Below are 26,780 nucleotides of genomic sequence, written 5' to 3' on the forward strand. Positions count from 1 at the left end.
AAAGAGTGAGATAAAGGTGGAGGAAGAAAATGTTAACACACTTAGATTATACAGCATTTCAATGGGTTAATCATTTAGCCATTACGGACCATTTTATGAATCCATTCATGGTATTTTTAGCTGATAAAGCAGAGTATTTATTTTTTGCAGGTATTCTATTTTATTGGTTTTTTCATAAAGAGCAAAATCGGAAAATGGTTGCATCAGCCTGTATTGCAGCCTGTCTTGCATTAGCAACAAATATGATCATTGGAGACTTTTACTATCGTTCCCGTCCATTTGTCGCCCATCATGTGATCATGCTGATCTCACACGCAAAGAATGCTTCTTTTCCAAGTGACCATGCGACCGCAGCATTTGTGATTGCCATGACAATTTGGTTATGGAAAAAGCGGGATGGCTGGATTTGGTTGATTTTAGCTGCAGGAATTGGCATTTCTCGCGTTTGGACAGGGGTTCATTATCCATTAGATGTCATTGCCGGTATGGTCATTGGAATAGTAACTGCAGTTGTGATTTATCTACTAACAGCAAGATGGGGGAAATTAAAACAGTTTATTGGTGTTCTGATCAATATTTATGAAAAACTTGAAAGCAAGATATTCAATACTACTCTTATAAAAAATGAAAAATAGTTCGAGAAAAGGAATAGAACAATATGATTTAAGAATCGGTGGAAAAATGAAGATATTCTGGACAAATTTGAGTAAAGAAAAACAGCATTTTTATTTTGCAGCCTTTTTATTAGCACTTTATTTATCACCATTATTCATTCTAGGTGAAAATTCTCATATTCGGGTTCATGATAATTTGGATTCGAATATTTCTTGGTATAAAGTGCTCAATGATAGTGGGCAACTGTTTGGCGGAATAAACTCGGTTATCCCGCAAATCATTAATGGATTACCAAGAAATGCATTTGGAACAGAATTCAGTGGGATCCAGTGGCTGCATAATTTGTTTCCATCAATGCTTGCCTTTTCAATCAGTCAGGCAATTACAAGGATTTTTGCATTTTTGGGTATGTACCTTTTATTAAAAAGACATTTTGTTAAGACGGAGGAGTCTTATTTAATCCGTGTTTATGTTTCGCTGGCATTTGCACTAACGCCATTTTGGCCTTCGGGTATGCTGAGCACGCTCGGAATGCCGCTTGCACTTTGGGCTTTTTTAAATATAAGAGAAGGAAGGTATTCTTGGAAGGAGTGGCTCACGCTCATTCTGCTTCCTATTTATTCAAGTTTTGTACTTGGCTTTTTCTTTTTTCTCACAGCGGTCGGGTTCCTATGGCTCCGGGATTTAGTGTTTAAGAAAAAAGTAAACTGGGTTTTCTTTGGCAGCATTATTGCCATGACACTAATGTATTTAATAATCGAATACCGCCTTGTTTATTCTTTAATTTTTCCGGAGGCACCGACAAATCGGAATGAATTTTTTGAATCAACCAATGGTTTCTGGAGCACGATTCGTTTAATTTTCAAAAATTATTTTCTTGGACACACTCATGTAATGACCCTACATACATTTGTGATTGTTCCGCTTTCCTTCCTTGTGATTTGGGTCATAAAGAATCGACAGAAAGGTACTATCGAAAAACGGTATCTTTACCTATTTATTTTGAATTTTGTACTATCTGTTTGGTATGCTTTTTGGTTTTACAAAGGATGGATACCGTTAAAAGAAAGAGTGTCTTTTTTAAATACCTTTAATTTTTCTAGATTTCATTTTTTAAGGCCATTAATTATTTACCTGATGTTTGCCGTCGGTGCTTATATTTTATGGAGGAGGGGCAATCGTTGGAAGCTTTTTGTAAAATTATGTCTGGCAGCTCAACTCCTAGTGCTTTTTGGGGCAAATAATGAAATCTATTATCGTGTGGCAGGAACACCGACCTTTAAACAATTTTATGCAACTACTCAATTCTCCGATATTAAAAAATACATTGGTAAGCCGCAAAAAAGCTATCGTGTTGTGAGTATCGGAATTCATCCTGCTATCGCTCAGTACAATGGTTTTTATACGCTGGATACTTATAATAATTTTTATCCACTAGTGTACAAGCATCAGTTTCGCAAAATAATTGCAAAAGAATTGGATAAGAGTCCCACTTTAAAATCTTATTTCGACCTTTGGGGCGGGAGATGTTATATTTTTGTTGCTGAATTAGGGAAGAAGTATGATTTTACAAAGGATTCAAAAGTAGAAATCCATCATCTTCAGTTAAATACTAAGGTATTGAAAAGCATGGGAGGAAAATATATTTTCTCGGCTGTTCCAATTCTAAACGCCAAAGAAAACAAGCTGGAATTTAAAAAGGCATTTAAACAAAAGAGTTCTGCTTGGAAAATTTATCTTTATGAAGTAAAATAATGTGGTTTAAGGAGCCTTATCATGAATAAACCGGTTTTAACCATCGTTGTACCTTGTTATAATGAAGAAGAAGTCTTTATGGAAACATCTACCCAATTATCACATGTATTGGAAATGTTGATCGCTGACTCGCTTATTTCAAGGGAAAGTAAATTATTGTTTGTGGATGATGGCAGCAAGGACCGGACATGGGAGTTAATAGAGAGTGAGACTGGAATTAATTCTTTTGTTAAAGGTTTAAAACTTGCTAAAAATGTCGGACATCAAAATGCATTAATGGCAGGCCTTGAAACGGCAGCGAAGAAATCGGATTGTGTCATATCCATTGATGCTGATTTACAGGACGACATTAGCGTAATCCAAGCATTTCTTGAAAAGTATTGGGAAGGGTATGATATTGTTTATGGAGTGAGAGAAAGCCGGAAAACAGATACCTTTTTTAAAAGAACCACTGCTGTCGGGTTCTATCGTTTTATGGAGAGAATTGGGATAAAATTAGTTCCTAATCATGCGGATTTTCGGCTTATGAGTAAACGAGCACTTGAGGAATTATTTAAATTTAAAGAGACGAACCTATTTCTGCGAGGTTTGGTCCCACTTGTCGGATTTTCATCAGCAAAGGTATATTATGATCGTAAGGAGAGGTTTGCGGGAGAATCAAAATATCCGTTAAAAAAAATGCTTGCCTTTGCATTCGATGGAATCTCTTCCTTTAGTGTAGCCCCAATCCGCTTTGTAACCTTTATTGGTTTCTTGGCAATGTTTATTAGTATTCTTGCCGGAGTCTATGCACTAATTCAAGACCTATTAGGACATACTGTTTCAGGATGGACATCACTAGTCATCTCCATTTGGTTTGTTGGAGGGTTGCAGCTAATGGGGTTAGGTATTATTGGTGAATATATTGGCAAAATATATTTTGAAGTGAAAAAACGTCCAAGATATGCGATTGAAAGAGACAGCTTTTCCGTTAGTCAAACCAATCAGCAAATAAAAGAGGCAATTGGTCATTAGGAGCAGGTATGAAATATTCTTTTATTCGTTTTGTCATCGTAGGAATTTTGAATACGATTGTTGGGTTATCGGTCATGTATCTTCTTTTACATGCGTTCCACTTATCATACTGGATCTCAACCTTCATCGGTAATTCCATTGGGGCGATTGTAAGCTTCTTTTTAAATAGAAGCTTTACATTTAAAAGTCGGAATGCTGTTTCAAAAACTGCCATCCGTTTTATTGTGGTCATTTTGTGCTGTTATTTTATTTCTTATGATTTAGGAAAAAATTTAGTTTCAGCCATCCTACATTCAAATCATTTCTTTACTGAAAAAATAAGAACCGATTTGGCGGTCCTTGTCGGTACTGGACTTTATACCGTGCTTAATTATTTAGGGCAAAAATTGTTTGTTTTTTCAAAAAGGGATGTTTTAGTTGAAACAAAATCATGAGATAAACTTAGAAAAACCAGGAGGTTCTGACCGGACCTCTTTTTTCTATCAAAAAGGAGTAAGCTCATGAATATAAAAAAATATTTATTTTTTGCCTTTATTATTAGCTTGGTGAGTGTAATTGGTTTTGGGATGCTTTCCATACTTATTAGTGATGAAAAAATAGGGCATTTTGACAGCACTGTTATTTCGGCGGTTCAAGGACTTGAAACGCCTGGTCTTACTAAGGTAATGAAATTGTTTACCTTTATTGGATCCACACGGGTTGTTATCCTTCTTTCTCTTGCCCTTTTGTTTTTTCTCTATAAGGTGCTGCATCATCGCTTGGAATTGATTTTATTTGTAAGTGTCATAGCTGGTGCAGGAATTTTAAATGGTGTTTTAAAGCATTTTTTTCAGCGGGCACGTCCTAATTTGCACCGTCTGATTGAGATCAGCGGTTATAGTTTTCCTAGCGGACATGCCATGAGTGCTTTTGCTTTTTACGGTGTGCTTGCCTTCTTACTTTGGCGCCATATTTCAACCAGGATCGGGAGAACCATTTTAATTATTGTTAGTTGTTTTATGATTCTTGCCATCGGTATAAGCCGGATTTATCTAGGGGTACATTATCCAAGTGATATTATTGGGGGATATTTTGCAAGTGGTTTTTGGCTGACTGCTGCTATTTGGGTTTTTCAATTTTATAAAGAAAAACGGTATAATAGGAAGCAGGGATCTAATGAGTGAGAGGTTTTTGAAAAAATTGGAGTGATACATATTATAAGAAACAGTATTCCTAACCTTTTTACGCTATTAAATTTATTTTTTGGATTTTTATCTGTCATGTATTCGGCGCTTGGGGATTATAAAAATGCGGCAATTTTGATTCTGATTGGAATGATGCTCGATAGTATGGATGGGCGGATTGCCCGGATGCTGAATGTAGAAAGTGACCTTGGAAAGGAATTAGACTCACTAGCCGATATTGTAACCTTTGGTGTTGCGCCAGCAATGATGGCCTATTATTCCTATTTTTCTGATTTTGGTATATTTGGGATGGCGATTTCAGGGTTATTCCCGTTATTTGGTGCTTACCGATTGGCGCGATTCAATATTAATGCGGTCAAATCATCACTGCACTATTTTACTGGCGTTCCTATTACAGCAGGTGGGGGACTACTAACGCTTTTAACCTTATTTCACGGCAAAATGCCAGCGATTATTCTGCCAATTGCCTTTTTTGTCATATGTTATTTAATGGTCAGCACCATTAAAATCCCAAGCCTAAAGGATATTCCTTTGCCGAAATATGGAATTATTATCACCTTATTCCTTGGTTATGCTATTTATATTGTCTTTAAGAAAGAGCAGCATCGTTTTCCTTACTTCATATACGTAGCCATTCCGCTTTATGTAGCTTTTATAAGTTATCAATTAGTTAGGATTAAGCGGAGCAGTCCAAAAAAATAAAATTCAAAAAAGAGAAGTACATTTCAATTGAACTGTACTTCTTTTGTATATTTCAATCAATTTGATTCATTAATCACGGAAATATTTCTTGATAAATTTTAATATTAATATAGGCAGTGCCTTTTTTGCAGAGAGGAGATATTGGTATAGGGCTTTCTTTTCCGAAGAAGATACATCCCAATCTTCAGGTATGGTATTGATGACCGATAAGATTTGCTTAGAAGGAAGTGCAAGTACTTTTTCTGTAAATTGCATAAGTGATTTGGGGTCGTCTATTTGAGTAACCCCCCAGGTATGAACTGACTGGTTTAGTAAATTCATTGGGACTTGTTTCAACATATCTTTTGAACTTGCATATCCTGGAAAACATAAACCGTGATCAATTAAATGAAGATAGCATTTGTTGTCAGAAAGCCTTTCTAACAGAACATTTCCCGTATCCCGATCATTGTTATTTACCCAATAGTCGAACACAATAATACCCGGCATTGCATCGAGGTTGACAATTTCTTCATTAATTCGAGGCTCCCAAAGGCCCGTACAATCTTTAAGCAAAAGACTGGCAAATTGATGTCCAGGTGTAAAACCATAGCTGTAAAGAACCGGGAACTTTTTAAAATCAGATTTGGAGAAATAAGCCACCTCAAAAGGTGCTACGGGCAGTCCTAATAACTGTGCAAGTTTCCCCACCACCCAATCATTCCCAAGGACCCTTGTTCCTTGGGGATTGTCTTTAAATTTTACAAGATAAGTGTTTCCGTCATTCATTTCAAATAGTTGAGGCTTTGAAAAACCCTCCTTGAAATTTCCTAAGTAACGAACCGGATAAATACGATTCAAAATAAAATTGCCTCCCTTTTTCTTCATATTATCAATATATGTACAATCCTAACTCGAGGAATGGTTGATTATTAAAAGATTGGAAATAATTTTTCTGTTCTATTAGAGAATAATGGAGAAAACGAATGATAAGCCTACAAAGAGGAGTATTGCATAATGAAGGGGGAGGGAAGTTGGTTAATCATCTTGTCAAGGCCGTGCCTAATTTGTTTACCATCGGAAATTTATTATGCGGTGTTTTTTCTATCACCTTTAATATGAGTGGATTTATAGGAGGCGCCTCGATTTTTATTTTTTTATCGGCTATTTTTGATCTCTTCGATGGGCGAGTTGCCAGAAAATTAAAAGTGAACAGTGAACTTGGTGTAGTATTGGATTCACTGGCGGATATTGTTAGCTTTGGTGTTGCTCCGGCGCTTATATTTCATTCAATCGCAGCACCATCCATTTTAACTTCTTTAGCCTTTATTCTTTTTCCAACCATGGGTGCATTAAGGCTGGCAAGATTTAGTGTGAACCCAACCATCGGGTATTTTATGGGGCTCCCGATTCCTGCCGCAGGTCTGCCATTAGCCGGAATGGGATTGTTTACATATAGCAATGCATGGATCACCATTCTTTTGGCTGTTTTAATGGTAAGCCCAATTAAAGTTAAGAAATTTTAAAAAAACCTAGTCTGTAGACTAGGTTTTTAAACAATTTTACATTCCACCAAATGACATAACCCATATCGATCCGGCCACAGTTACCACGGCAATAAAAACACCATAAATCACGTTAATTGTCTGTGCTGCACTATCTTCACCATCTCTTAAGTGCATGAACATAAACAGCTGCAGACCGGCTTGGATGATAGCGAGAGTCCCGATAATCCACATGATGGCATTGAATGATAAACCTGTTTTTAAAGCAACAAAGAGAGCAACAAAAGTTAAAACTAATGAAAAAACAAATCCTAATACTTGTGTTAGTGGTGTACCATGTGAATGTTTCTCCATCTTAAGCCACCATCCCTTTTAAATACACAAATGTGAAGATGAAAATCCAAACAACATCAAGGAAGTGCCAGTAAAGACCGATAATAAAAGCCTTACGGGCTGTTACTGGAGTCAAGCCTTTTTTCGCAATTTGAATCATTACCATGATAGCCCAGCCAATACCCATGCTTACGTGCAATCCGTGTGTACCTAAGAGGACAAAGAAACCTGAAAGGAATGCACTAGTTTGCATTGTAGCACCTTCATGGACGTAGGCGATAAATTCTTCAATTTCCATCCCAACAAAGCCGGCACCCAGTAATAAAGTAATAATCATCCAGGTTAATAGCCCTTTTTTATTACCACGGTGCATTTCATAAATGGCTAAGCCGCATGTAAAACTACTGGTTAGGAGCAGGATGGTTTCGATCATAACCCCTTTAATTTCGAAAAGTTCGTGTGGGGTAGGACCACCGGCATAACGGTGGTCAAGTACTGCATAGGTAGCAAAGAGCGTTGCAAAGAGAATGATTTCCGCGCCTAAGAAAATCCAGAAACCAAAGATATTCATTCGGCTTTGTTCTGTTTGATATTCAAGCGGTAGAGCAGTGTTTACATTAGCTGACATGATTTTTCTTCACTCCTTTTTGGAGGTCTCTCCATGCTTTTTCCGTCTTTTTAATTTCATCTACCGGAACATGGAAGCCATCCTTGTAATCGAAGGAACGGAAAATCAAGCAGGCGAAGATGCCTAACAATGCAACAAGTGCAGCAATTTTCCATTCAAAGATGAGGAAGAATCCTGCGATTCCCATGACAACTGCCATTACAATTGGAAGCCCTGAATTGTTGGGCATATGAATTTCTTCCAAGTCATCTTCTTTTAACTCTAGACCTTCATTGTGTTTTTTCATGTACCAGAAGGCATCAATTGATTTAACTTCAGGTAGTTTTGCGAAATTATAGAATTGAACAGGGGAAGCTGTAGCCCATTCGAGTGTACGTGCATCCCATGGATCGCTTGAAATATTGCGGTCCGCGTATCTTGCGCTCCAATAAATGTTATAACATAAGAAACCAAATCCGATCGCAAGAATTCCTGCACCAATCGCAGAAACGAGCATTAATGGTCCAAAACCTGTTTCAGCAGAGTACGTATAAGCACGTCTGACGGCACCGTCTAATCCAAGGAAGAACATTGGCATAAAGGTCATATTGAAACCAATAACAAAGAACCAGAAATGAAGTTTTCCAAGCTTTTCATTCAGCATATGACCAAACATTTTTGGCCACCAGTAGTAAAGTCCGGCGAATACGGCAAATACGACACCTGGAATTAATACATAGTGGAAATGCGCTACTAGGAACAGTGTATTATGGTATTGATAATCTGCTGCACCCATTGCAAGCATAACCCCGGTTACACCTCCAATCAAAAAGCAAGGGACGAACGCTAATGCCCAAAGCATTGCTGTTGTAAATTGAATGCGTCCTTTACGCATTGTAAACAGCCAGTTAAACATTTTAACTCCGGTAGGGATAGCAATCATCATCGTTGTAATCGAGAAAATCGAGTTAACTGCAGGCCCTGCACCCATTGTAAAGAAATGATGGACCCAAACAAGCATACTTAAAAGGGCGATACCAACAATCGAGAAAACCATTGATTTATAACCATACAGCATTTTACGTGAGAAGGTTGAAATAACCTCTGAAAACATTCCAAACGCGGGAAGAACAACAATATATACTTCCGGGTGACCCCATAACCAGAACAGGTTCGCCCACATCATTGGGTTACCGTCACCTGAAACGGTAAAGAAGTGCGTTCCGAAAATCCGGTCAAATGTCATTAATGCAAGAGCAACAGTGAAAATAGGGAAGGAAGCCCAAATAATTACTGATGCGATGAAAGATGTCCAAGTAAACATTGGCATTTTCATTAACGTCATACCGGGTGCTCTCATTTTTAAAACTGTGACGATAAAGTTGATCCCCGTCATTAATGTACCAATCCCGGCAATCTGGATGGCAACGGCATAAAAGTTATTCCCAATACCAGGAGTAAATTCTTTTCCTGCAAGAGGGAAGTAAGCAGTCCAACCTGCATCCGGAGAACCACCGATAACAAACGAAATATTAAACAGCATCGCTCCGGCAAAAGTTAACCAAAAACTTAATGCATTTAATTGCGGAAAGGCAACGTCTCTTGCACCAATTTGCAATGGAACAACCACGTTCATTAATCCGATTAAAAACGGCATAGCCATGAACAGGATCATTATGACGCCGTGTGTTGTGAAAATTTCATTATAGTGCTGTGCATCAAGAATTTTTCCATCTGGGGTAGCGGTTTGAGCTTTCATTAATAACCCGTCAATTCCACCGCGGAAAAACATGAGTACACCGACAAGAATATACATAATCCCAATCCGTTTATGATCAACTGTTGTGAACCATTCCTGCCACAGCCATTTCCATTTTTTAAAATAGGTTACACCTACAACAATACCAATCATGGTTAAAGCAATTGCAACTTGCGAGCCTAAGATTAGAGGGTCTCCGGTAATAAAAAACTTATCCCACTTAATGTCCACTATGGTCACCTCCATTGGAATTTCCACTCATGTCCATGTCCTTCATATCCATATCATTCATATCCATTGACTTTCCTTCTGCCTGACCTTCCATGTGCATTTCATGGTTATCAGGTTCTTTAAAAATTTTCCCTGGGTAGTCGTGATTTCTGTACAATTCAGGGAATGTGTAGGTTTTCGAATGCATATCACCGTGATCAACATAGGCTAGGTGCGTATTTGAAAAGGTTTGACGGCCTAAGTTTGATGGTTTTAATAGTTCAACATATTTCTTTTCCGATAATTTTGGTGCCTTGTTCTTTACATCCTTCACCCATTTGTCAAACTTCTGAGGTGATTGGGCTTCCACAGTAAATTCCATTCCTGCATAGCCTTTTCCATTAAAGTTTGTGTTTTTACCGATATATTCACCAGGTTGATCAGCTACAAGGTAAAGTTGAGTTTCCATTTTTGCCATTGTATATTTTTGACCGCCTAAAGCAGGAATCCAAAAAGAGTTCATCGTACCCGCAGAGGTAAGCTTAAATTTAATTGGGGTACCAACTGGAACATTCAAATAATTCACTGTTTCAATTCCCTGATCCGGATAACTAAAGATCCATTTCCAATCCGCGGAAGTAACATTGATTGTGATTGGCTTTTTATTTTCATAGCCTTTCGGAACTTTTTCAAGATTATAAATTGATTTAACCGTTGGAATGGTTAGCGCAATAACAATCAGAATCGGGATGACAGTCCAGGTGATTTCCAGTTTTGTACTACCATGTTCTTCTGGTGGCTCGTAATCTTTATTTCTATCTGTTGCGCGATATTTCCACACAATAAATACAAACAAGCCAATAACAACAATTACAACAAGTGCCATAAAAATTAGTGACCAGTTAATCAGGCCTAAAATTTCTCTTGCTGCAGGCCCCTTAGGTTGAAAGACAACCATATTTGGCTCACAGCCGCTTAAAAATAATACCGGTAAAAAAGCTAATAGGGGAATCAAATAACCCTTTTTAAACATTTTTTACGCTCCTTTCAATAAAGTTGTTCATATTTTCACAAATAAATGTGTGAATTCATTCACAATATTGTACAAGATCCAACCCTACTAATCTTTTAATATTGTGATTTGACTTACCATTTCATGGTCCCTTTACCGGGGTTGTTAATTTTTGTTAATTTAGAGTGATTCTTCTTAAAGTCATCTTAGCAAGTTGTCTGTGATGTTTGTATAGGTTTTTGAAAATATTTGTGACAAATTTGTTAAAGTTTTTGACATTTGGGTAGAAATTGGCGGAATTTGAGGGAAAATGTGGATATAAGGTGTCTATTTTTATTTATAAATGGGATAATAAAATTAAATTATTTTGGAATAGGAGAATAAAAGTGAAAGTCAAAATTAATCGAAATGCAGCAAAAGCGTTGAAAAAAATGTTGGAACAAGAAGAGGCACAAGGGAAGTTGTTTCGTGTATTTGTTACCCATATGCATGGGGATCATGCTCACTATGATTTAATGCTGGATACACCAACTGAAAAGGATGAGGTAGTAAAAACAGATAAAGATATTGATTTTATTCTTGAAAAAGGCGATGAATATTTGGACGGTATCTGGATTCAATTTTTCCAGGTGCCAAAAGAAGAATGGTTAATTACCAATCCATCAAAAGGCGAGCATCACCATCACCATTAATAATAGTTAGATAAACAACAATGATAAAAACACCCCGCGATTTGATTATGGGGTGTTTATTATTTTTAGTTATCATTACCTTGATGATTGCCATCTTATAAGCTTAATCTCGTTATAAGTAATAAAATTATGTAAAGTAAAAAGCTCAATCTTTGATAATGGCATGAAGAAGATGTTACTCTAAACGGTAAAGAGAGAAGGGAGTATATAAATGGATAATTTCAAAAATAAGCATAATATCAAACTTATTGCCCTTGATATGGATGGAACCCTTTTAAATGACAAGGGAGAAGTTTCAGTGGGAAACCGTGATGCTATAAAAGAAGCGCAAGAAAAGGGAATCTATGTTGTCCTAAGTACAGGACGTTCCTTGCGAACATGCAGGGAGCATGCAGATTCACTTGAACTCACATCCTTTCTTATAACTGTAAATGGAAGTGAGATCTGGGACGATAAGCGTGAATTAGTCGAAAGGAATCTAATGAAGGCTGACCTAATCCAATGGATGTGGGAATTGTCAAAGCAGCATAATACGAAGTTTTGGGCAATCAGCACCGGACAAAACTGGTTTAATGATATGCCGGAGGACCTACATAGCTTTGAGTGGTTAAAATTTGGATTTGATATTGATGATGATGAAATTCGAGAAATCATTAAAAAAGAACTTCAATCTAAAGGTGAATTTGAGCTGAGCAACTCAACTCTTAAGAATATTGAAGTCAATCCGCTTGGAATAAATAAGGCAAAGGGATTAAAAATTGTTTGTGAACGTCTTGGAATTGATATGGAGAATGTCATGGCTTGCGGGGACAGTTTAAATGATATAGCGATGATTAAAGAAGCGGGTCTTGGCGTGGCAATGGGGAATGCACAGGAAATCGTGAAAGAAACTGCTGAATGGGTTACCGCAGCCAACAATCAAGATGGAGTGGCAAAAGCAATTCGAAAATGGACACTAGGAAAATAAATTTTTTCAAAAATTGATGATTATGGTTTAAAAATAATTTTTTTGGGAAAAGCTATTCTAGCAAGTATATTTTTGCAAAACATGTATTGGCTAAATGCTAGGAGGCTACAAAAGAAATGGAACATGGTAAAGTAAAATGGTTTAACAGCGAAAAAGGCTTTGGATTTATTGAGCGTGATGGTGGAGATGATGTATTTGTTCACTTTTCTGCCATTCAAGGCGAAGGGTACAAAACATTAGACGAGGGCCAAGAGGTTACCTTTGATATTGAAAATGGACAACGCGGTCCGCAAGCTGTAAATGTGCATAAAGCATAAAAATGATAAAACAAACTCCATTTAGTGGAGTTTGTTTTTTGTTTTAGTGATTTTTTAAAAATTCCTTCACGAATCCGATTGAATGTTCCCTGTGATAGGTTTGATATACATTACTGGCCATTTTAACAGGATCCCCGAAAAAATACCGTTCGTAAAGGGATTGTCTTGTTCCAAAAGCGCTCATACTTATATCCCAAGCCAGGCGAAAAAGTATAACACGATCAAATGCATTGGCATTTGCAGCCTGTAGATATTGGTCAAGATCCCCCTTTATTTCTGATGAAAAATCAGCTTCACCTGGAATCGAAACGAGTCCGCTCGCCCCGATTTGCTGTAAAATCTCACAAAGCCTAGGATAAAGACGCGAATAACTAATAATTGCTGTACCTAATGGGGTGAAATCAGGAGCCATCGTTCCCCATTGATCTACTTTCGCATTCATTTCGGAGGCAAACAGCAAGGCTTTTATCGTCTCTAGTCCAACAATGATCTCACTAATTTTCTCCTGGATATGCTGGTATTCCCCGACATTAATCGTATCCACAAGCATCTGTGCAACACCCAAAATAAATTCGGTTTTTACCACCCTCCGTGCAGTTACTTGATGACCTACTAATGGATAAAAACTGCTTTCGGAAAAAATTCTATAGGAAGACTCCGGATTCTGGTAGCAAAAGACACGTTCCCAAGGTACGAAAACGTCATCAAAAACAACGATCGTATCGATCTCATCAAACCGAGAGCCGAGAGGATGGTCAAAATGACTATCCTTGTAACGGAAGGACTCACGGCAAAGGAACCTAAGTCCAGAAGTGTTGCTTGGAATTGAAAATGCATAGGCAAAATCCTTGTTAATTGAAGCCATATGCGTCGGAAACACGAGAATTTCGTCAGTAATTCCGCCTTGTGTTGCTAAAAGTCGTGCACCTTTAATAATAATACCATCTTCATTTTGCCTTACGGTTTTGGCCGAGATGACATTTACTGAATCCTCTGTATAGACTTGAGATCGATTGACTTGTGGATTTATAAACGTATGAGTAAAGGTCAAATCTCTTTCCCGTGCATCTTCATATAATTTCCGCAGGTTTTGATCAAATCGTTTTGAAGAATCCGAAAAAATAGATGCGGCAGCAGCAAAAGCCATCACTGCTGTATTCATATAATCCGGTGATCGTCCCAACATCCCAGCACTCGTTCTCGCCCAATTTTGCACCATTTCTCTTCTAATGGCCAAATCTTCCTTTGTTTTTGGTTCAAGGAAGGATACACCAACCTGATTACCGCTGGTAGGAGATGTATAGGTCATGTTGTTCATAGTAAGCTGCCGGTCAAATAATTTTGCCTGGCTTTTCATGACACCAGCAAATGCAGGGTGTTCAGAAATATTGCCACTTACTTGTTTACCCTCAATCCAAATCTCTGCATGATTATGATTGATTCTATCAATATATTCTTTTCCTGATATTGCAGGCATTATCTACACCTTCTTGTCAGTCTTATTTACAGTAAATGTTGAAAGCTTAATTTGGTTTGTACATCCGTCTAATTCGCGCATTCAAAAAATTGGAAATTAATTTTGAAAAAGTTGGAATAACAACTTGTAATTTTAATAATTTAATAGTGGCCAAATTGCTAAGCAGACCCTGAATATGGCGAGCGCATTGCCAAAGGGTAAAATTAGCCATTCCACAGCGAGTCAAGTAATCGAGTATAACTAGAAAGAAGGTTGTTCATGTGACAACCTTCTTTCTACGATCCAAATTTCACCTGTACTTTTGTTGATTTTCCGTTCATACCTGACCGTAACCAAGAAAATAGGAAACATCCGGCAATAACAATGACACTGCCGCCAAGCTCTGACCAAGACATTCTTTCATCTAAAAAGAAATAGGCAAGGATGGATGTAAAAATAGGGTTAAAGTTTAAAAAGATTCCCGAACTGGTTGCGCCTATTTTTTGAACCCCAATATTCCACAATACCATACAAACAACGGTTGAAATTACCCCAGTATATAAAATGGCCCAAAGGAAGCTTGAATTGAGATTGGAAATTTGGAAGCTGGATATATTGAATGGAATCAAAATTACCAAACCAAATACCCCAGAATAGAAAGTTGCCAGCATGGGTGACATTTTTTTCATCACCCATTTACTACAAATGGAATAAAGCCCCCAAATGATGACAGCTGCAATCATCCACAGATCCCCAATATTAAAATGAAGGGATAATAAATGTGAGAATTCTCCCCTCGCTAATACCATTAATACCCCTAATAAAGAGACTCCCATTGAAAATATCTGCAATATTTTTAATTTCTCTTTTAACAAATAAGAAGAAAAGATTGCAATAGAAATCGGGTTTAAGGATGAAATCAATCCAACATTTGTTGCAGAGGTTTTTTCAAGTGCCAAAAATTGAAATAGGTTGAAAAAAACAACTCCTGTTAATCCCATAAATAGTAATGGGATAATGGAGGATTTTGGCGGAATTAGCTTTTTTTCCTGCTTTAAAACAATCGGCAATAGGACAAGGATGGCAATCATCCACCTTAATGTTGTGATGGTCATCGGTGAGGCATGACCGACAAGAAATTTTCCGAAAACAAAATTTCCTCCCCATAAAAGACTGGTAAGAAGCAATAAAAAAACATAAAAGATTGGCATTAGGATTTGCCCCCTTTTCAATGATTTTATATTAATAATAGTAACAGGGATATCGATTTTATTATGATTAATTTTGTTCATTTGAATATAATACGAATAATTAAAGGTAAATTGAGTATAAAACGGATTATTATTAATTTGATGTGTGATAAAATGGTGGGAAACAATCAAATATTCGGTACAAGAAATGAGGGATAAGATGTTTGATACAACGGAAGGGAATAAATCGTTAGATTTACTTGACCGAAAGATCTTAAATTTACTGCAAAAGGGAGCACAACTTAGTAATGCAGAATTGGCAAGAAGGGTGAATCTTTCGCCCCCTGCGACTCATGCTCGAGTTAAGCGCTTGGAGAATGAAGGCTATATTGACCGTCAGGTAGTAGTTTTGAATTCTAGGAAGCTTGGATTTGATTTACTTTGTTTTATCTTTGTAAGTACGAATATACACCAAAAGGAACAACTCGAATATTTAGAGAAGGCGCTGAATTTGATGCCGGAAATTCTGGAATGCCACTGCTTGACTGGGGAATATGATTATCTTTTAAAGGTTGCCAATCGAAATCGCGAGGAACTGGAGAAATTCATTCGCAAGTTGAACTTACTCCCTGGTGTTAATCGGATTCAAACAAGTTTATCTCTGCGTGAGATAAAATTTAGTACAGCATTGCCGATTAACCTAGATTAAAGATACCTAAATATTTTAAAATAATTTTACAAAAGCATCCATTTTTAATTTGGTTGCTTTTTTTGTTTGATTTTAGGCAGGAATTTCGGTACTAAATTAAGAATTATAAAAATAGGATGTTTGTAAAAGGGGGAGTTATTTTGCAAGTAAAAGTGGTAGAAAAAGAGGAATTAAGGGTTGTTGGGATCGCATGGAATGGAACATATTCACAAACTAAGAAGATTCCAAGTCTATTTACTGTGATGGAAGAGAGACTCCGTGAAGTACAAAATAAAACAAGTGAACCTGTTTTGATTGCTCCGTTCCATAGCAGAGAAACTGAGTTTACCTATTTTGTTACCGCACCAGTGGAAGAAATTACTGAAGTTCCTGAAGGCATGGTTGGATTCACGATTCCACGTAAAAATTACGTATTTACTACCCATAAAGGGAAAGCGGAAGAGGTTGAAAATACATACCAGAAGATTTTTTCGTGGATGAAAGACTATGGCTATGAACAGGATCATCAGGCATTAAGCATAGAAATTTATAAAGAGGAGTATAAGCCTGAGTATGCTGAAGGGAATTTGATTTTTGATATTTATCTGCCGGTAAGAAAATATTAACAAAATTATTGTAAAAAAAGGAAATTCGAAAATTCTTTATAAATTACGAACAAATCATTTCCCTTTCTGGATTGAATTCGATATACTTAAAATAATTTAAAATTAAATAATTCCTTCGGGGTCAGGTGAAATTCCTAACCGGCGGTGATGAAGCATTTGCTTCTTAGTCCGTGACCCGGTTAACATTTGTTAAACGGTGGATCTGGTGAAACTCCAGGGCCGACAGTTAAAGTCTGGATGGGAGAAGGAAAAAATAAGCAGGATTAAAAATTGGTTAAAAAACCCCTCTTTTTAAGCCTCGATTTCCTATTGCCTTTATTAGGACCCTGAAGAAATTCTTTTCAGGGTCTTTTTATGTTCTGATAGAAGGAGAAACGCCATTATGAATGATACAGACTACATGAGCTTAGCATTGAATTTGGCAAAAAGCACTTTGGGACAGACTGCTCCCAATCCTGTAGTTGGAGCAGTAGTGGTAAAGGACAATCAAATCGTTGGCATGGGTGCCCATTTAAAAGCGGGAGAGCTCCATGCAGAGGTTCATGCCATTGAAATGGCTGGCGAAAAAGCAAAGGATGCAACCATCTATGTCACCCTAGAACCCTGCAGCCATTTTGGTAAAACACCACCGTGCTCGGATTTAGTCATTCGTACAGGAATTAAGAAAGTATTTGTTGCCACTACGGACCCTAATCCCCAGGTGGCAGGCAAAGGTATTGCAAGAATAAGAAATGCCGGGATTGAGGTGGAGGTCGGACTGCTTCAGGAAGAGGCACGTGAGCTGAATAAGATGTTTTTTTACAACATTAGTACCGGTTTGCCTTACGTAACATTAAAAACCGCCAACAGTTTGGACGGGAAAACAGCCACTGCAACAGGCGAAAGCAAATGGATTACCGGTGAGGAAGCAAGGAAGGACGTTCATGTATTCCGCCATCAGCATGATGCCATTCTTGTAGGAGTCAATACGGTCATTAAGGATAATCCCAGCTTGACAACAAGGTTGCCTTCAGGCGGCAAAAATCCCATTCGAATTATCCTTGATACGAATCTTCGAACTCCTCTCACTGCAAACGTTGTAACGGATGGTCAGGCACCGACATGGATTGTTACCTGCTCCGGCATTGATGAGAAAAGGGAAAAAGAATACCATGATTTAGGAATTAAGCTGATTAAATTGCCGGAAAAGCAAATAATCATCCGTGAAATGTTAAAAGTAATAGGAGAAATGGGCATTTCATCATTATTTGTTGAAGGCGGCGCGGAGGTGCATGGAAGCTTTTTAAAGGAACGTGCATTTCAACAAGTGATCACCTATATTGCACCTAAATTGATCGGTGGTAAATTGGCTCCAGCTTCTTTTGGCGGTGAAGGTTTTGAAACAATGAAAGAGGTTGTTTCTTTAAAAATAAAAGAAGTGGGCCGCATCGGCAATGATATCCGAATAATTGCGGAACCTAAGTGAGGAGAACACTATGTTTACTGGAATTATTGAGGAAATTGGTTTAGTTTCAAATATTCAGCGAACGGGAGAGTCTTTCGTCCTTACCGTTGAGGCGAAGAAAATTCTTGATGATGTTCATCTTGGTGACAGTATCGCTGTCAACGGTGTATGTTTAACAGTCACTTCCTTTACCGGAAAACAGTTTTCTGTAGATGTTATGCCGGAAACAGTGATAGCATCCAGTTTAAATTCAGTTAAGCGCGGCTCTAAGGTGAACCTAGAAAGGGCGATGGCAGCCGGGGGAAGATTTGGGGGTCATTTCGTATCCGGACATATTGATGGGACCGGGATGATTAAAAGTAAAAAAGCATTTGAAAATGCCATCTATTATGAAATTGAAGCCAACCAAGAGATGTTAAACTACATTATTTTAAAAGGCTCAGTTGCAATTGATGGTACAAGTCTTACCGTATTTGGCAAGACAGAGCATACTTTTACGATTTCACTCATTCCCCATACATTATCTGAATCGATCTTAGGGCTAAAAGGTTCAGGCGATATTGTCAATTTAGAATGCGATATGATTGGAAAATATGTGGGTCATTTTATAACTGGTATAAAAAGTGATCAAGGGAAAAAAGGAGCATCCAGCATAACTGCTCAATTTTTAGCTGATAACGGATTTGCTTAAATAATAGAAAGGAGTGATGCAAGATGTTTAATACAATTGAAGAGGCTTTAGAAGATTTAAAACAAGGAAAAGTTGTCATTGTCTGTGATGACGAGGATCGAGAAAATGAAGGTGACTTTATCGCCCTAGCGGAGAAAGCAACACCAGATGTAATAAATTTAATGGCTACCCATGGACGAGGATTAATATGCGTGCCAATTCAAGAGGAATTGGCGCAAAAGCTTGATTTGGTCCCCATGGTATCGGTTAATACGGATTCACATGGTACAGCTTTTACGGTAAGTATCGACCATAAATTTTCAACGACAGGGATTTCTGCGTTCGAGCGTTCCGCAACGGTTTTAAGTTTGCTTGACCCAGAATCAAAACCTTCAGATTTTAAAAGACCTGGGCATGTTTTTCCGTTAGTCGCAAAGAAAGGCGGAGTTTTAAGAAGAACTGGACATACGGAGGCGGCAGTTGATTTAGCAACCTTATGCGGGGCAAAGCCGGCAGGTGTGATTTGTGAGATTATGAACGAAGACGGCACAATGGCACGCGTCCCTCAATTACGAAAAATTGCTGATACGTTAAATGTAAAATTAATTACGATTAAAGACTTGATTGAATATCGCAATAAAAAAGACCAACTTGTTAAACGTGAAGTGGAAATTAATCTGCCAACTGAATTTGGGAACTTTAAAGCGGTTGGTTATTCTAATCTAGTTGATAATAAAGAGCATGTGGCATTAGTAAAAGGGGAAATCGATCCTGAAAAACCGACTCTTGTCAGAGTTCATTCCGAGTGTTTAACAGGGGATGTTTTTGGTTCCTACCGGTGTGATTGTGGTCCTCAACTTCATGCGGCGTTGAGTCAAATTGACAAGGAAGGTAACGGAATCCTTTTATATATGCGTCAGGAAGGCCGCGGCATTGGTTTATTAAATAAACTAAAAGCGTATAAGCTTCAAGAAGAGGGATACGATACCGTTGAAGCAAATGAAAAGCTTGGTTTTGGAGCGGATCTCAGAGAATATGGGATTGGCGCACAAATATTGAGGGACCTTGGGGTTAAGCAAATGCGATTATTAACCAATAACCCTAGAAAAATTAAAGGTTTAAAAGGATATGACCTTGAGGTTGTCGAGCGTGTTCCGCTACAAATGGAAATGAGAAAAGAGAATGCGAACTATCTACGAACTAAGCACGACAAATTGGGGCATCTTTTACATTATTAAAGAAAAAAATAGGAAACAAATGGAGGAAGCAGCATGGGACATATTTTTGAAGGTAATTTAGTTGGAACAGGATTAAAGGTAGGAATCGTAGTAGGCCGTTTTAATGAATTCATTACAAGTAAATTATTGGGCGGAGCACAGGATGCCTTAAAAAGACATGGTGTCAGTGAAACAGACGTGGATGTTGCCTGGGTGCCAGGTGCCTTTGAAATCACGTTAATAGCGCAAAAAATGGCGGAAAGCAAAAAATACGATGCTGTTATCACACTAGGAACTGTTATTCGTGGTTCTACTCCACATTTTGATTATGTGTGTAACGAAGTGGCAAAGGGTGTTTCTGCTCTCAATTTAAAAACAGGGATTCCAGTTATTTTCGGTGTATTGACAACTGATTCAATTGAACAGGCGATTGAACGTGCCGGAACAAAAGCAGGGAACAAGGGCTGGGATGCAGCATCAGCAGCAATCGAAATGGCCAACCTTTGCAGAACAATTGAAAAATAATAATAACAAGAAGGCAAACCGCTCGGTTCGCCTTTTTTGTTCAAAACTTTTTTAAAAAAAGATACCATCTAGAATAGATATATACAAAAGATTAAAAATATATAATAATAGATTTATCATAAAAAAATAGTAAAAAAACAGGTGCTAAAATTATTAAAAAGTTTAGCTTAAAAGGGAAGTTTGGTGTAAAACCAACGCGGTCCCGCCACTGTATATGGGAGCAACCTATAAAATGTCACTGTCCAAAGGATGGGAAGGCGTAGGAAGCGATGACCATGAGCCAGGAAACCTGCCTGTTTATAGAACACCGAAACCTACGCGGATAGGAGAGTGTTAAGCGTTAAAACGTTTCCTTGCGTTTGAACTTAACATTATCTATATACTCTCCTCCTCAAATAGGGGGATTTTTTATGGGGATTTTAGCTAACTAGAAAGGGAGAGACAAATATGTTTGGCAAACGTAAAAATTTTTGGATGGCGATGCTTCTTGTAATTGCTTTATTCACAGCAAACTTTCAAACATCCGTAATGGCTGCAGCAGCCGGGAACCAGGGAACCATTACCGTGATTGGCAAGGATGAGGCTAATCCGCTATTAGCAGAAAAAACCGTTACATACGATGAAAAAGAAACGGCTGCGCAAGTTTTAGAAAAGGCCGTTGGTGAAAAGAATGTTGAATATACTCATTATGATAATTTGGGTGATATGATTACAGGAATCAATGGGTTAAAGGCAGACGATAACCATTATTGGGCTTTATATATTAATGGGATTCAAGCCCAGGTGGGGGCAGGAAGCTATACTGTCCAAAACGGGGACAACCTGAGTTTTAAATATTCCGATTTTAGCCCTGCATCCAATACAGCAACCTTTAAAGTGGTCGATGACAAGAAAAAAACGATTAAAGAATCACCTTTTCCAATCGCTTTTATTGGAACACCAACTGCAATGCAACTTTTACAGGTAGCTTTAGGTCCTGATAAGGTTGGTTTAAAGGATACCGATTGGGGTAAAATGATTGTTTCTATCTATGGCTTGAAGGCAGAAGACCCTTATTATTGGGCATTTTATGTAAATGGTCAAATGGCTTCAGTTGGTGCAGAAACCTATCAACTTAAAGCAGGAGATCAAATCAGCTTTCAGCTAGAGTCATGGGAGACGCAGGCAGACGGTGGGGATCAGGGAGATACCACTCCGACAGACAAACCTGCTACAGGTGAAAAGGATCCAGTAGTTGGTACAGTTTCGAACGCAACTATCCAAAAAGCTGTTGGTTCAGTAAGTGAATATATTCAAAAACATGAAATAAACGAATGGGAAGCAATTGCCCTTAAACAAGTAGGAAAAACAATACCTGCGACTTATTTAGATAAAGTAAAAAAAGCGGTAAAGGAAGAAAAAGGTAACTTTCGAAGGATTACCGATACAGAAAGATATGTTCTCGGGATCTTAGCGGCCGGTGGAGACCCAACGAATATAGAGGGCTATAATCTTGTCCAGGCAGTCTATAATGGTAATGTTACAAAGCAAGGATTAAATGGTGCTGCGTTTGCACTCCTTTCATTAGATAGCGATCAATTTAAAATTCCAACATCAGCAAAGTGGACAAGGGAAAAGCTTGTCAACCTTTTACTTGAAAAACAAAACAAAGATGGCGGTTGGGCATGGGATGAAAGCCCAACAAGTGATGTAGATTCAACTGGAATGGTATTAAGTGCTCTTGCTCCCTACAAATCAGACAAAAATGTAAAAGAAAAAATTAATTCGGCTGTGAATTATTTATCAAAAGAATTTAAAGACGCTAAAATTGATAATAGTACATCCGCATCCCAAGTGGTAATAGCCTTATCTTCATTGGGAATTGACCCAACCGGCTCACTTTTTTCTACAGATCAAAACAGTCTGATGCAATATTTATTGTCATTTCAGAATAAAGATGGCGGATTCGGCTGGAAAAAAGGGGATGCAACAGATACCTATTCAACTGTTCAAGGTTTTCAAGCCGTTGTTGCTTATAAGCTGTATACCCAGGGAAAGGGTTCAATCTATCATTTAGAATTAATGCCGCAAAAAACTAAAACGGTTAACAAAGAAACCGAAAAAGCTGCACCAGTAGTAAATCAAACAAAAAGTGCTGCGAACAGTAACAATCAGGGGCATCGTCTACCGGATACTGCAACAAATTCAGTAAATATTTTGGTAGCAGGAGTGTTATTGATATTAATCGGCATCGCACTTTACATGAGGAAAAAGAAAATAAATGCATAATTAATTTTAACCTCCCTCCTGTGTTTTACGGGAGGGAGCATTTTAAGAGGGGGATCTCATGCAGAAATTGCTAAAATCCACGATACTTATCGTCATTATGCTGTTTACTTTTAGTCTAATCGGATGTGGCATGAATACATCTGCTCCACAAGAATCCAAAAAGGTGGAAACGGCGCCTATAGAAACAACCAAGCAGCCGGATAAAGTAACAGAAAAAGCAAAACCAAATAAAACGGATGAGAAAAAAATAACGGTTGTAACTGTTAAAAAACAGGCAGACACAAGCAAGAAGGATAATAATCAAGTTCCTAGTAAAAAAACAGTTGAGGTCAATAAGATTCCAAGTACGAATGATAAGGAACAATCGAAAACATCCGAACCAAATTCCAAACCAAATACTAGTACTGCAGTAGTGAAGAAAACAACAACTTCTAGCCCAACTAAAAAAACAAATACATCTACGACCAAAACAGCAGAAAAGACAACAAAACCGTCTTCCTCCAAGCCGGAAGTACAAAAGCCTATTTCGACTGTAACGATGTCTATCGTTGGCCCTAAAGATCGCGGAACCATTATGGCTGCTTCTAAGATAAGCATTAAGGAAGGGGACACGGTATTAAAGGTTTTGTTGTCCGGTGCACAGAATAAGGGCGTTGCTGTAGATTATAAGGGCAGCGGTGCAACAGCATATATTGAAGGAATTGACAATTATTATGAGTTTGATTATGGTCCTAAAAGCGGCTGGACTTGTAAGAAAAATGGCGTAACGATTCCAAAAAGCGCGGGTGTTATTACGGTAAAAGCAGGCGACCGAATTGACTGGATTTATACAGAAGATTACGCGGAGAAAAAATAATGAGTCATCGTTTTGAGCGATACCATCCGCTTGTTTCATTCTTATATTATACTGGTGCTCTATCCCTTTTCATTCTCATGCTCCATCCAATCTTTTTAGTGGCAGCATTATTCGTGGTTTTGCTTATAAACTACAGGCATGACCGGTACCGAGGATTGAAACGATGGTGGATTTTTCTTTTTTCAACGTTTTTGTTAATGCTAGTTCTAAATCCATTATTTAATGAAAGAGGCCGGTATCTTTTATTTGAAATCCATCATCATCGTATTACATTAGAAGCAATTAGCTACGGCGGAATGAATGCCTTGTCCATCATTTGTGTGATAGCAATTTTTATTTCTTATAATATTGTTATGACGCCCAATAAGCTTTTGTATTTATTCTCGAAGATTTTACCGCAGTTTGCGATTTTGCTCATGCTCACACTTCGTTTTATTCCGTTAATGAGAAGAAGATTAGAAGAAATCTCCACCATTCAACGAAGTAAAGGGGTTTTGATGACTTCAGGAACGTGGGAAAATAGGGTAAAGACCGGCATGCTCTATATTCAAACCTTGCTGACCTATTCATTAGAAGAAGCAATTCAGACAGCAGATTCAATGGAAGCGCGCGGCTATGGTACACGTACCCGTTCTTCTTACGAATATTTTATATTTCGAAAAGATGATTTTTTCGTCCTTTTATTTTTAATCATTCTTTATACAGTGATTATTTATGGGCGAATCAGGGGTTATGGATATTTAACCGTTTATCCTATTATGGAGTCTTGGAGCTTATCTCCACTAGATTTCAAAACCCTCATTTTCTATTTATTGTTTTTAAGTTTTCCAATTTGGATTGAAGCAGGTGGAAAGTTCCAATGGCGTTTATCGAATTAAACAAATTAACCTTTACTTACCCGGATTGCATAAACCCTGCCATCAGAAATCTTTCCCTTTCGATTGATAAAGGACAATTTGTCGTTTTATTTGGCGCTTCAGGGTCTGGAAAAAGCACCTTGTTAAAATTACTAAAGAAAGAAATTCAACCCCATGGAACACTTGCAGGTGATATTTTCATTAACGGTAAGCTGGTTCAAGAGCCATCACCGGTTACAAAGGAAATTGGCTTTGTCTTTCAAGATCCTGAAAATCAGGTTGTGGCAGATGATGTCCTTCATGAAATGGTTTTCGGTCTCGAAAATATTGGACTTCCGACAAATGAAATGAGAAGCCGTGTCGCGGAGATGGTTCATTTTTTCGGTGCTGAAGCATTATTGGAGAAAAAAACGCAGGAGCTCTCCGGCGGGAAAAAGCAGCAAGTTAATCTTGCGTCCGTTCTCCTGATGCAGCCGGATATTTTGCTATTAGATGAACCGACGGCACAGCTGGACCCGGTCAGTACAAGGGAATTCCTTGATATGATTAAACGGCTGAACGAGGAATTTGGCATGACCATTATTATGGCTGAACACCGTCTGGAGGAAGTGCTGCCGTTAGCGGACCAATTGGTCATGATGGAAAGTGGCGAGGTGATCGCGAAGGGGGACCCAAGGGAGGTTCTAACTCAAGTTTGGAACTCAACTAACAGGGCTTACGTGCCGAGTATTCCTTCTCTCTTTTTTTATATGAAGGGCAACGGGATGGTCCCTTTAACGGTAAAAGAAGGTAGAAGTTGGATTCAAACGGGGACCTTCTTTAAGAACACTTTTGTGCCTGTAAAAAATAAGGAAAGTCGAAACAAGTTATTGATTAACGCGAAAAATATTTTATTTCATTATGAAAAGAAAAAAGAATTGATTCTAAATGAACTTGATTTTACCCTTGCTAAAGGGGAATTTTATGCATTAATGGGTGGGAATGGTTCCGGAAAATCTACTTTTTTAAAGCTAATTGCGGGTTTAATCAAACCGGATAGCGGCAAGGTTTTTTTCGAAACTAAACCCTTGAAAGCCTGGAAACAGAAGGAGATTTCAAAAAAAATTGGGTATTTACCACAAAATCCGAAGTTATTTTTCCTTCAGGATACAGTTCGGAAAGAAATGAATTACATATTAGAACAGTGGGGATTCAAACATGATCAAGAAGTTCAGTCACTTTTAGAAGTATTGGAAATCACTGATTTGCTTGACAGCCATCCTTATGACCTAAGCGGTGGTGAGCTTCAAAAAGCAGCGCTTGCCTGTTTACTGTTAAGGAAGCCTGAGGTACTTTTCTTAGACGAACCCACAAAGGGGTTAGACCCGATTTCTAAAGAAAATTTGGCTAAAATTCTTACCGATTTGAATCTGCAAGGAATCACAATTCTAATGTCCACACATGATGTGGAGTTTGCAGCCCAACACGCTACAAAATGCGGAATGATGTTCCAAGGAAAAATTACTGCCGAGGGTACACCTGAACAATTCTTTAAAGGGAATTTCTTCTATACAACAATGGTACAAAGGCTGTTTCGTTACCTCCCTGACCATCATATGCTCACCATCCAGGAGGCACTGAAATGCGTATTACAAAGATCTTAGTATTAGGTGCATTCCTCTGTTTCTTTTTTGGTCTATTATTTTTAGCTATAAAGTGGGAGGGTCATTATCTGGCAATGAGCTTCGCCATTTTACTTCTTTCCTTTGGTTTATTATTATTTCGATTTGAAAGACGAAAAGTGGAACCGAGGGAATTGGTGCTGCTTGCTGTCTTAGCCTCCATTGCGGCAGTAGGGAGAATTCCATTTGCTTCGATACCAAGTGTACAACCAACGACATTTGTGATTATGATGTCAGGTTTTGTTTTCGGAGCCGAAAGCGGCTTTATCATCGGGGCGGTTGCGGCCCTCGCCTCTAACATGATTCTCGGTCAGGGACCATGGACACCCTGGCAGATGGCCGCCTGGGGCCTTGTCGGATTGACGGCCGGACTTTTCCGAAAAACGAAGCTCATGAATTGGAATGGGGGAAGAGTTTTGTTCGGAGTGGTCTGGGGTTTTTTATTTGGCTGGATTATGAACCTATGGGGATTTCTTTCCTTTTCTCAATCGGGGACTACGATGACATGGAAGGCATTTCTTACTTATTTCGCCGGAAGTGCACTATTTGATTTCATGCATGCTGTGTCGAATGTTTTCTTTCTTCTTGTTTTTGGTACTGGTTGGGTAAAAATTTTAAGCAGATTTAAGCGGAAATATGGTCTTCTTGAATAAAATCATTGGGCAAGCGGA

Annotated in this window: 28 protein-coding genes and 2 riboswitches; of the genes, 21 read left to right on the forward strand and 7 right to left on the reverse strand. The window is 38.2% G+C overall.

The genetic code is table 11. The annotated features are described in order from the left end of the window. Nucleotides 1-29: 29 nt before the first annotated feature. The 6 genes from M028_RS0118815 to pssA (M028_RS0118840) all read left to right on the forward strand — a co-directional run bounded on the left by M028_RS0118815 (nucleotide 30) and on the right by pssA (M028_RS0118840) (nucleotide 5,270). On the forward strand, nucleotides 30-635 hold the full coding sequence (locus M028_RS0118815) for an undecaprenyl-diphosphatase (RefSeq protein WP_026575252.1): 606 nt from the start codon (nucleotides 30-32) through the stop codon (nucleotides 633-635). 46 nt (nucleotides 636-681) lie between these two features. Next, nucleotides 682-2,370, forward strand: a complete 1,689-nt coding sequence (locus M028_RS0118820; RefSeq protein WP_026575253.1) for a DUF6044 family protein — start codon at nucleotides 682-684, stop codon at nucleotides 2,368-2,370. 21 nt (nucleotides 2,371-2,391) lie between these two features. Further along, entirely contained in the window at nucleotides 2,392-3,384 is a 993-nt protein-coding gene (locus M028_RS0118825; RefSeq protein WP_026575254.1) for a glycosyltransferase family 2 protein, read from the forward strand. Between the two features lie 8 nt (nucleotides 3,385-3,392). After that, nucleotides 3,393-3,818, forward strand: a complete 426-nt coding sequence (locus M028_RS0118830; RefSeq protein WP_026575255.1) for a GtrA family protein — start codon at nucleotides 3,393-3,395, stop codon at nucleotides 3,816-3,818. Nucleotides 3,819-3,884: 66 nt separating this feature from the next. Continuing rightward, nucleotides 3,885-4,547 (forward strand): phosphatase PAP2 family protein, encoded by a 663-nt coding sequence (locus M028_RS0118835; protein WP_026575256.1) that lies wholly within the window; start codon nucleotides 3,885-3,887, stop codon nucleotides 4,545-4,547. Between the two features lie 21 nt (nucleotides 4,548-4,568). Further along, nucleotides 4,569-5,270: a CDP-diacylglycerol--serine O-phosphatidyltransferase gene (gene pssA / locus M028_RS0118840; protein WP_026575257.1), complete on the forward strand. Its 702-nt coding sequence runs from the start codon at nucleotides 4,569-4,571 to the stop codon at nucleotides 5,268-5,270. A gap of 69 nt (nucleotides 5,271-5,339) precedes the next feature. Here the strand turns inward: pssA (M028_RS0118840) and M028_RS0118845 are convergent, their stop codons facing one another. Continuing rightward, nucleotides 5,340-6,110 carry a HipA family kinase gene (locus M028_RS0118845; protein WP_026575258.1) on the reverse strand — a complete coding sequence of 257 codons (771 nt, stop codon included), beginning with the start codon at nucleotides 6,108-6,110 and terminating at the stop codon, nucleotides 5,340-5,342. 173 nt (nucleotides 6,111-6,283) lie between these two features. Here M028_RS0118845 and pssA (M028_RS0118850) point away from each other — a divergent pair, with 173 nt between their 5' ends. Next, on the forward strand, nucleotides 6,284-6,775 hold the full coding sequence (gene pssA, locus M028_RS0118850) for a CDP-diacylglycerol--serine O-phosphatidyltransferase (RefSeq protein WP_026575259.1): 492 nt from the start codon (nucleotides 6,284-6,286) through the stop codon (nucleotides 6,773-6,775). Nucleotides 6,776-6,811: 36 nt separating this feature from the next. Here the strand turns inward: pssA (M028_RS0118850) and qoxD are convergent, their stop codons facing one another. From qoxD to qoxA, 4 genes are read right to left on the reverse strand one after another with little or no spacing between them, the layout of a single operon-like run. Further along, the gene (gene qoxD / locus M028_RS0118855) at nucleotides 6,812-7,108 is read right to left on the reverse strand and encodes a cytochrome aa3 quinol oxidase subunit IV (RefSeq protein ID WP_026575260.1); all 297 of its coding nucleotides are present in this window, start codon (nucleotides 7,106-7,108) and stop codon (nucleotides 6,812-6,814) included. Nucleotide 7,109: 1 nt separating this feature from the next. Further along, a complete protein-coding gene (gene qoxC, locus M028_RS0118860; RefSeq protein ID WP_026575261.1) occupies nucleotides 7,110-7,715 on the reverse strand; it encodes a cytochrome aa3 quinol oxidase subunit III in 606 nt (201 codons plus the stop codon). After that, nucleotides 7,705-9,684 carry a cytochrome aa3 quinol oxidase subunit I gene (gene qoxB / locus M028_RS0118865; protein WP_026575262.1) on the reverse strand — a complete coding sequence of 660 codons (1,980 nt, stop codon included), beginning with the start codon at nucleotides 9,682-9,684 and terminating at the stop codon, nucleotides 7,705-7,707. The genes qoxC and qoxB overlap by 11 nt, the downstream gene beginning before the upstream one ends. Beyond that, nucleotides 9,674-10,696 carry a cytochrome aa3 quinol oxidase subunit II gene (qoxA, locus tag M028_RS0118870; protein ID WP_026575263.1) on the reverse strand — a complete coding sequence of 341 codons (1,023 nt, stop codon included), beginning with the start codon at nucleotides 10,694-10,696 and terminating at the stop codon, nucleotides 9,674-9,676. The genes qoxB and qoxA overlap by 11 nt, the downstream gene beginning before the upstream one ends. 365 nt (nucleotides 10,697-11,061) lie before the next feature. Here qoxA and M028_RS0118875 point away from each other — a divergent pair, with 365 nt between their 5' ends. From M028_RS0118875 to M028_RS0118885, 3 genes are all read left to right on the forward strand, one after another. Then, nucleotides 11,062-11,367, forward strand: a complete 306-nt coding sequence (locus M028_RS0118875) for a heme biosynthesis protein HemY (RefSeq protein WP_026575264.1) — start codon at nucleotides 11,062-11,064, stop codon at nucleotides 11,365-11,367. A 211-nt stretch (nucleotides 11,368-11,578) separates the two neighbouring features. After that, the gene (locus tag M028_RS0118880; RefSeq protein WP_026575265.1) at nucleotides 11,579-12,334 is read left to right on the forward strand and encodes a Cof-type HAD-IIB family hydrolase; all 756 of its coding nucleotides are present in this window, start codon (nucleotides 11,579-11,581) and stop codon (nucleotides 12,332-12,334) included. A gap of 116 nt (nucleotides 12,335-12,450) precedes the next feature. Then, nucleotides 12,451-12,651 carry a cold-shock protein gene (locus tag M028_RS0118885; protein WP_026575266.1) on the forward strand — a complete coding sequence of 67 codons (201 nt, stop codon included), beginning with the start codon at nucleotides 12,451-12,453 and terminating at the stop codon, nucleotides 12,649-12,651. Between the two features lie 43 nt (nucleotides 12,652-12,694). Here the strand turns inward: M028_RS0118885 and hpaB are convergent, their stop codons facing one another. Both hpaB and M028_RS0118895 read right to left on the reverse strand, forming a co-directional pair. After that, nucleotides 12,695-14,128, reverse strand: a complete 1,434-nt coding sequence (hpaB, locus tag M028_RS0118890) for a 4-hydroxyphenylacetate 3-monooxygenase, oxygenase component (RefSeq protein ID WP_026575267.1) — start codon at nucleotides 14,126-14,128, stop codon at nucleotides 12,695-12,697. Between the two features lie 275 nt (nucleotides 14,129-14,403). Further along, entirely contained in the window at nucleotides 14,404-15,318 is a 915-nt protein-coding gene (locus tag M028_RS0118895) for a DMT family transporter (protein ID WP_026575268.1), read from the reverse strand. Nucleotides 15,319-15,517: 199 nt separating this feature from the next. On the opposite strand from M028_RS0118895, the gene M028_RS0118900 reads away from it, so the two are divergent. The 11 genes from M028_RS0118900 to M028_RS0118950 all read left to right on the forward strand — a co-directional run bounded on the left by M028_RS0118900 (nucleotide 15,518) and on the right by M028_RS0118950 (nucleotide 26,762). After that, complete coding sequence (locus M028_RS0118900; protein ID WP_026575269.1) at nucleotides 15,518-16,006, forward strand: Lrp/AsnC family transcriptional regulator; 489 nt, start codon at nucleotides 15,518-15,520, stop codon at nucleotides 16,004-16,006. A 140-nt stretch (nucleotides 16,007-16,146) separates the two neighbouring features. Continuing rightward, nucleotides 16,147-16,611, forward strand: coding sequence for a GyrI-like domain-containing protein (locus M028_RS0118905; RefSeq protein ID WP_026575270.1), 465 nt, complete (start codon nucleotides 16,147-16,149; stop codon nucleotides 16,609-16,611). Between the two features lie 107 nt (nucleotides 16,612-16,718). Then, a riboswitch (FMN riboswitch) is annotated at nucleotides 16,719-16,864 on the forward strand. Nucleotides 16,865-16,993: 129 nt separating this feature from the next. Next, nucleotides 16,994-18,076 carry a bifunctional diaminohydroxyphosphoribosylaminopyrimidine deaminase/5-amino-6-(5-phosphoribosylamino)uracil reductase RibD gene (ribD, locus tag M028_RS0118910; protein WP_155925656.1) on the forward strand — a complete coding sequence of 361 codons (1,083 nt, stop codon included), beginning with the start codon at nucleotides 16,994-16,996 and terminating at the stop codon, nucleotides 18,074-18,076. A gap of 10 nt (nucleotides 18,077-18,086) precedes the next feature. Continuing rightward, nucleotides 18,087-18,746, forward strand: a complete 660-nt coding sequence (gene ribE, locus M028_RS0118915; protein WP_026575272.1) for a riboflavin synthase — start codon at nucleotides 18,087-18,089, stop codon at nucleotides 18,744-18,746. A 23-nt stretch (nucleotides 18,747-18,769) separates the two neighbouring features. Continuing rightward, nucleotides 18,770-19,963 carry a bifunctional 3,4-dihydroxy-2-butanone-4-phosphate synthase/GTP cyclohydrolase II gene (locus M028_RS0118920; protein ID WP_026575273.1) on the forward strand — a complete coding sequence of 398 codons (1,194 nt, stop codon included), beginning with the start codon at nucleotides 18,770-18,772 and terminating at the stop codon, nucleotides 19,961-19,963. Nucleotides 19,964-19,996: 33 nt separating this feature from the next. After that, nucleotides 19,997-20,467 carry a 6,7-dimethyl-8-ribityllumazine synthase gene (ribH, locus tag M028_RS0118925; protein WP_026575274.1) on the forward strand — a complete coding sequence of 157 codons (471 nt, stop codon included), beginning with the start codon at nucleotides 19,997-19,999 and terminating at the stop codon, nucleotides 20,465-20,467. Nucleotides 20,468-20,589: 122 nt separating this feature from the next. Beyond that, a riboswitch (cobalamin riboswitch) is annotated at nucleotides 20,590-20,778 on the forward strand. Nucleotides 20,779-20,914: 136 nt separating this feature from the next. Continuing rightward, entirely contained in the window at nucleotides 20,915-22,735 is a 1,821-nt protein-coding gene (locus M028_RS31540) for a DUF4430 domain-containing protein (protein ID WP_051591094.1), read from the forward strand. A gap of 58 nt (nucleotides 22,736-22,793) precedes the next feature. Next, entirely contained in the window at nucleotides 22,794-23,591 is a 798-nt protein-coding gene (locus M028_RS31545) for a DUF4430 domain-containing protein (protein ID WP_026575275.1), read from the forward strand. Beyond that, nucleotides 23,591-24,469 carry an energy-coupling factor transporter transmembrane component T gene (locus M028_RS30400; RefSeq protein ID WP_035424200.1) on the forward strand — a complete coding sequence of 293 codons (879 nt, stop codon included), beginning with the start codon at nucleotides 23,591-23,593 and terminating at the stop codon, nucleotides 24,467-24,469. Before M028_RS31545 ends, M028_RS30400 begins: the two co-directional genes overlap by 1 nt. Next, nucleotides 24,451-26,091, forward strand: coding sequence for an ABC transporter ATP-binding protein (locus M028_RS0118945; protein WP_026575276.1), 1,641 nt, complete (start codon nucleotides 24,451-24,453; stop codon nucleotides 26,089-26,091). The genes M028_RS30400 and M028_RS0118945 overlap by 19 nt, the downstream gene beginning before the upstream one ends. Further along, nucleotides 26,070-26,762, forward strand: a complete 693-nt coding sequence (locus M028_RS0118950; protein ID WP_442852790.1) for an ECF transporter S component — start codon at nucleotides 26,070-26,072, stop codon at nucleotides 26,760-26,762. Before M028_RS0118945 ends, M028_RS0118950 begins: the two co-directional genes overlap by 22 nt. The last annotated feature ends 18 nt before the right edge of the window (nucleotides 26,763-26,780 follow it).

Source organism: Bacillus sp. UNC438CL73TsuS30 (assembly GCF_000482325.1).
In the GTDB taxonomy this organism is placed as follows: Bacteria; Bacillota; Bacilli; order Bacillales; family Cytobacillaceae; genus Neobacillus.

Coding starts and splice junctions, on each gene's coding strand:
- M028_RS0118825 (WP_026575254.1), top strand. CDS start 2,392: ATGAATAAACCGGTTTTAACCATCGTTGTACCTTGTTATAATGAAGAA.
- ribE (WP_026575272.1), top strand. CDS start 18,087: ATGTTTACTGGAATTATTGAGGAAATTGGTTTAGTTTCAAATATTCAG.
- M028_RS0118815 (WP_026575252.1), top strand. CDS start 30: ATGTTAACACACTTAGATTATACAGCATTTCAATGGGTTAATCATTTA.
- M028_RS31540 (WP_051591094.1), top strand. CDS start 20,915: ATGTTTGGCAAACGTAAAAATTTTTGGATGGCGATGCTTCTTGTAATT.
- M028_RS0118920 (WP_026575273.1), top strand. CDS start 18,770: ATGTTTAATACAATTGAAGAGGCTTTAGAAGATTTAAAACAAGGAAAA.
- ribD (WP_155925656.1), top strand. CDS start 16,994: ATGAATGATACAGACTACATGAGCTTAGCATTGAATTTGGCAAAAAGC.
- qoxA (WP_026575263.1), bottom strand. CDS start 10,696: ATGTTTAAAAAGGGTTATTTGATTCCCCTATTAGCTTTTTTACCGGTA.
- qoxC (WP_026575261.1), bottom strand. CDS start 7,715: ATGTCAGCTAATGTAAACACTGCTCTACCGCTTGAATATCAAACAGAA.
- M028_RS0118950 (WP_442852790.1), top strand. CDS start 26,070: ATGCGTATTACAAAGATCTTAGTATTAGGTGCATTCCTCTGTTTCTTT.
- M028_RS0118835 (WP_026575256.1), top strand. CDS start 3,885: ATGAATATAAAAAAATATTTATTTTTTGCCTTTATTATTAGCTTGGTG.
- M028_RS0118820 (WP_026575253.1), top strand. CDS start 682: ATGAAGATATTCTGGACAAATTTGAGTAAAGAAAAACAGCATTTTTAT.
- M028_RS0118880 (WP_026575265.1), top strand. CDS start 11,579: ATGGATAATTTCAAAAATAAGCATAATATCAAACTTATTGCCCTTGAT.
- M028_RS0118830 (WP_026575255.1), top strand. CDS start 3,393: ATGAAATATTCTTTTATTCGTTTTGTCATCGTAGGAATTTTGAATACG.
- M028_RS31545 (WP_026575275.1), top strand. CDS start 22,794: ATGCAGAAATTGCTAAAATCCACGATACTTATCGTCATTATGCTGTTT.
- ribH (WP_026575274.1), top strand. CDS start 19,997: ATGGGACATATTTTTGAAGGTAATTTAGTTGGAACAGGATTAAAGGTA.
- M028_RS30400 (WP_035424200.1), top strand. CDS start 23,591: ATGAGTCATCGTTTTGAGCGATACCATCCGCTTGTTTCATTCTTATAT.
- M028_RS0118900 (WP_026575269.1), top strand. CDS start 15,518: ATGTTTGATACAACGGAAGGGAATAAATCGTTAGATTTACTTGACCGA.
- M028_RS0118885 (WP_026575266.1), top strand. CDS start 12,451: ATGGAACATGGTAAAGTAAAATGGTTTAACAGCGAAAAAGGCTTTGGA.
- M028_RS0118895 (WP_026575268.1), bottom strand. CDS start 15,318: ATGCCAATCTTTTATGTTTTTTTATTGCTTCTTACCAGTCTTTTATGG.
- hpaB (WP_026575267.1), bottom strand. CDS start 14,128: ATGCCTGCAATATCAGGAAAAGAATATATTGATAGAATCAATCATAAT.
- qoxD (WP_026575260.1), bottom strand. CDS start 7,108: ATGGAGAAACATTCACATGGTACACCACTAACACAAGTATTAGGATTT.
- M028_RS0118945 (WP_026575276.1), top strand. CDS start 24,451: ATGGCGTTTATCGAATTAAACAAATTAACCTTTACTTACCCGGATTGC.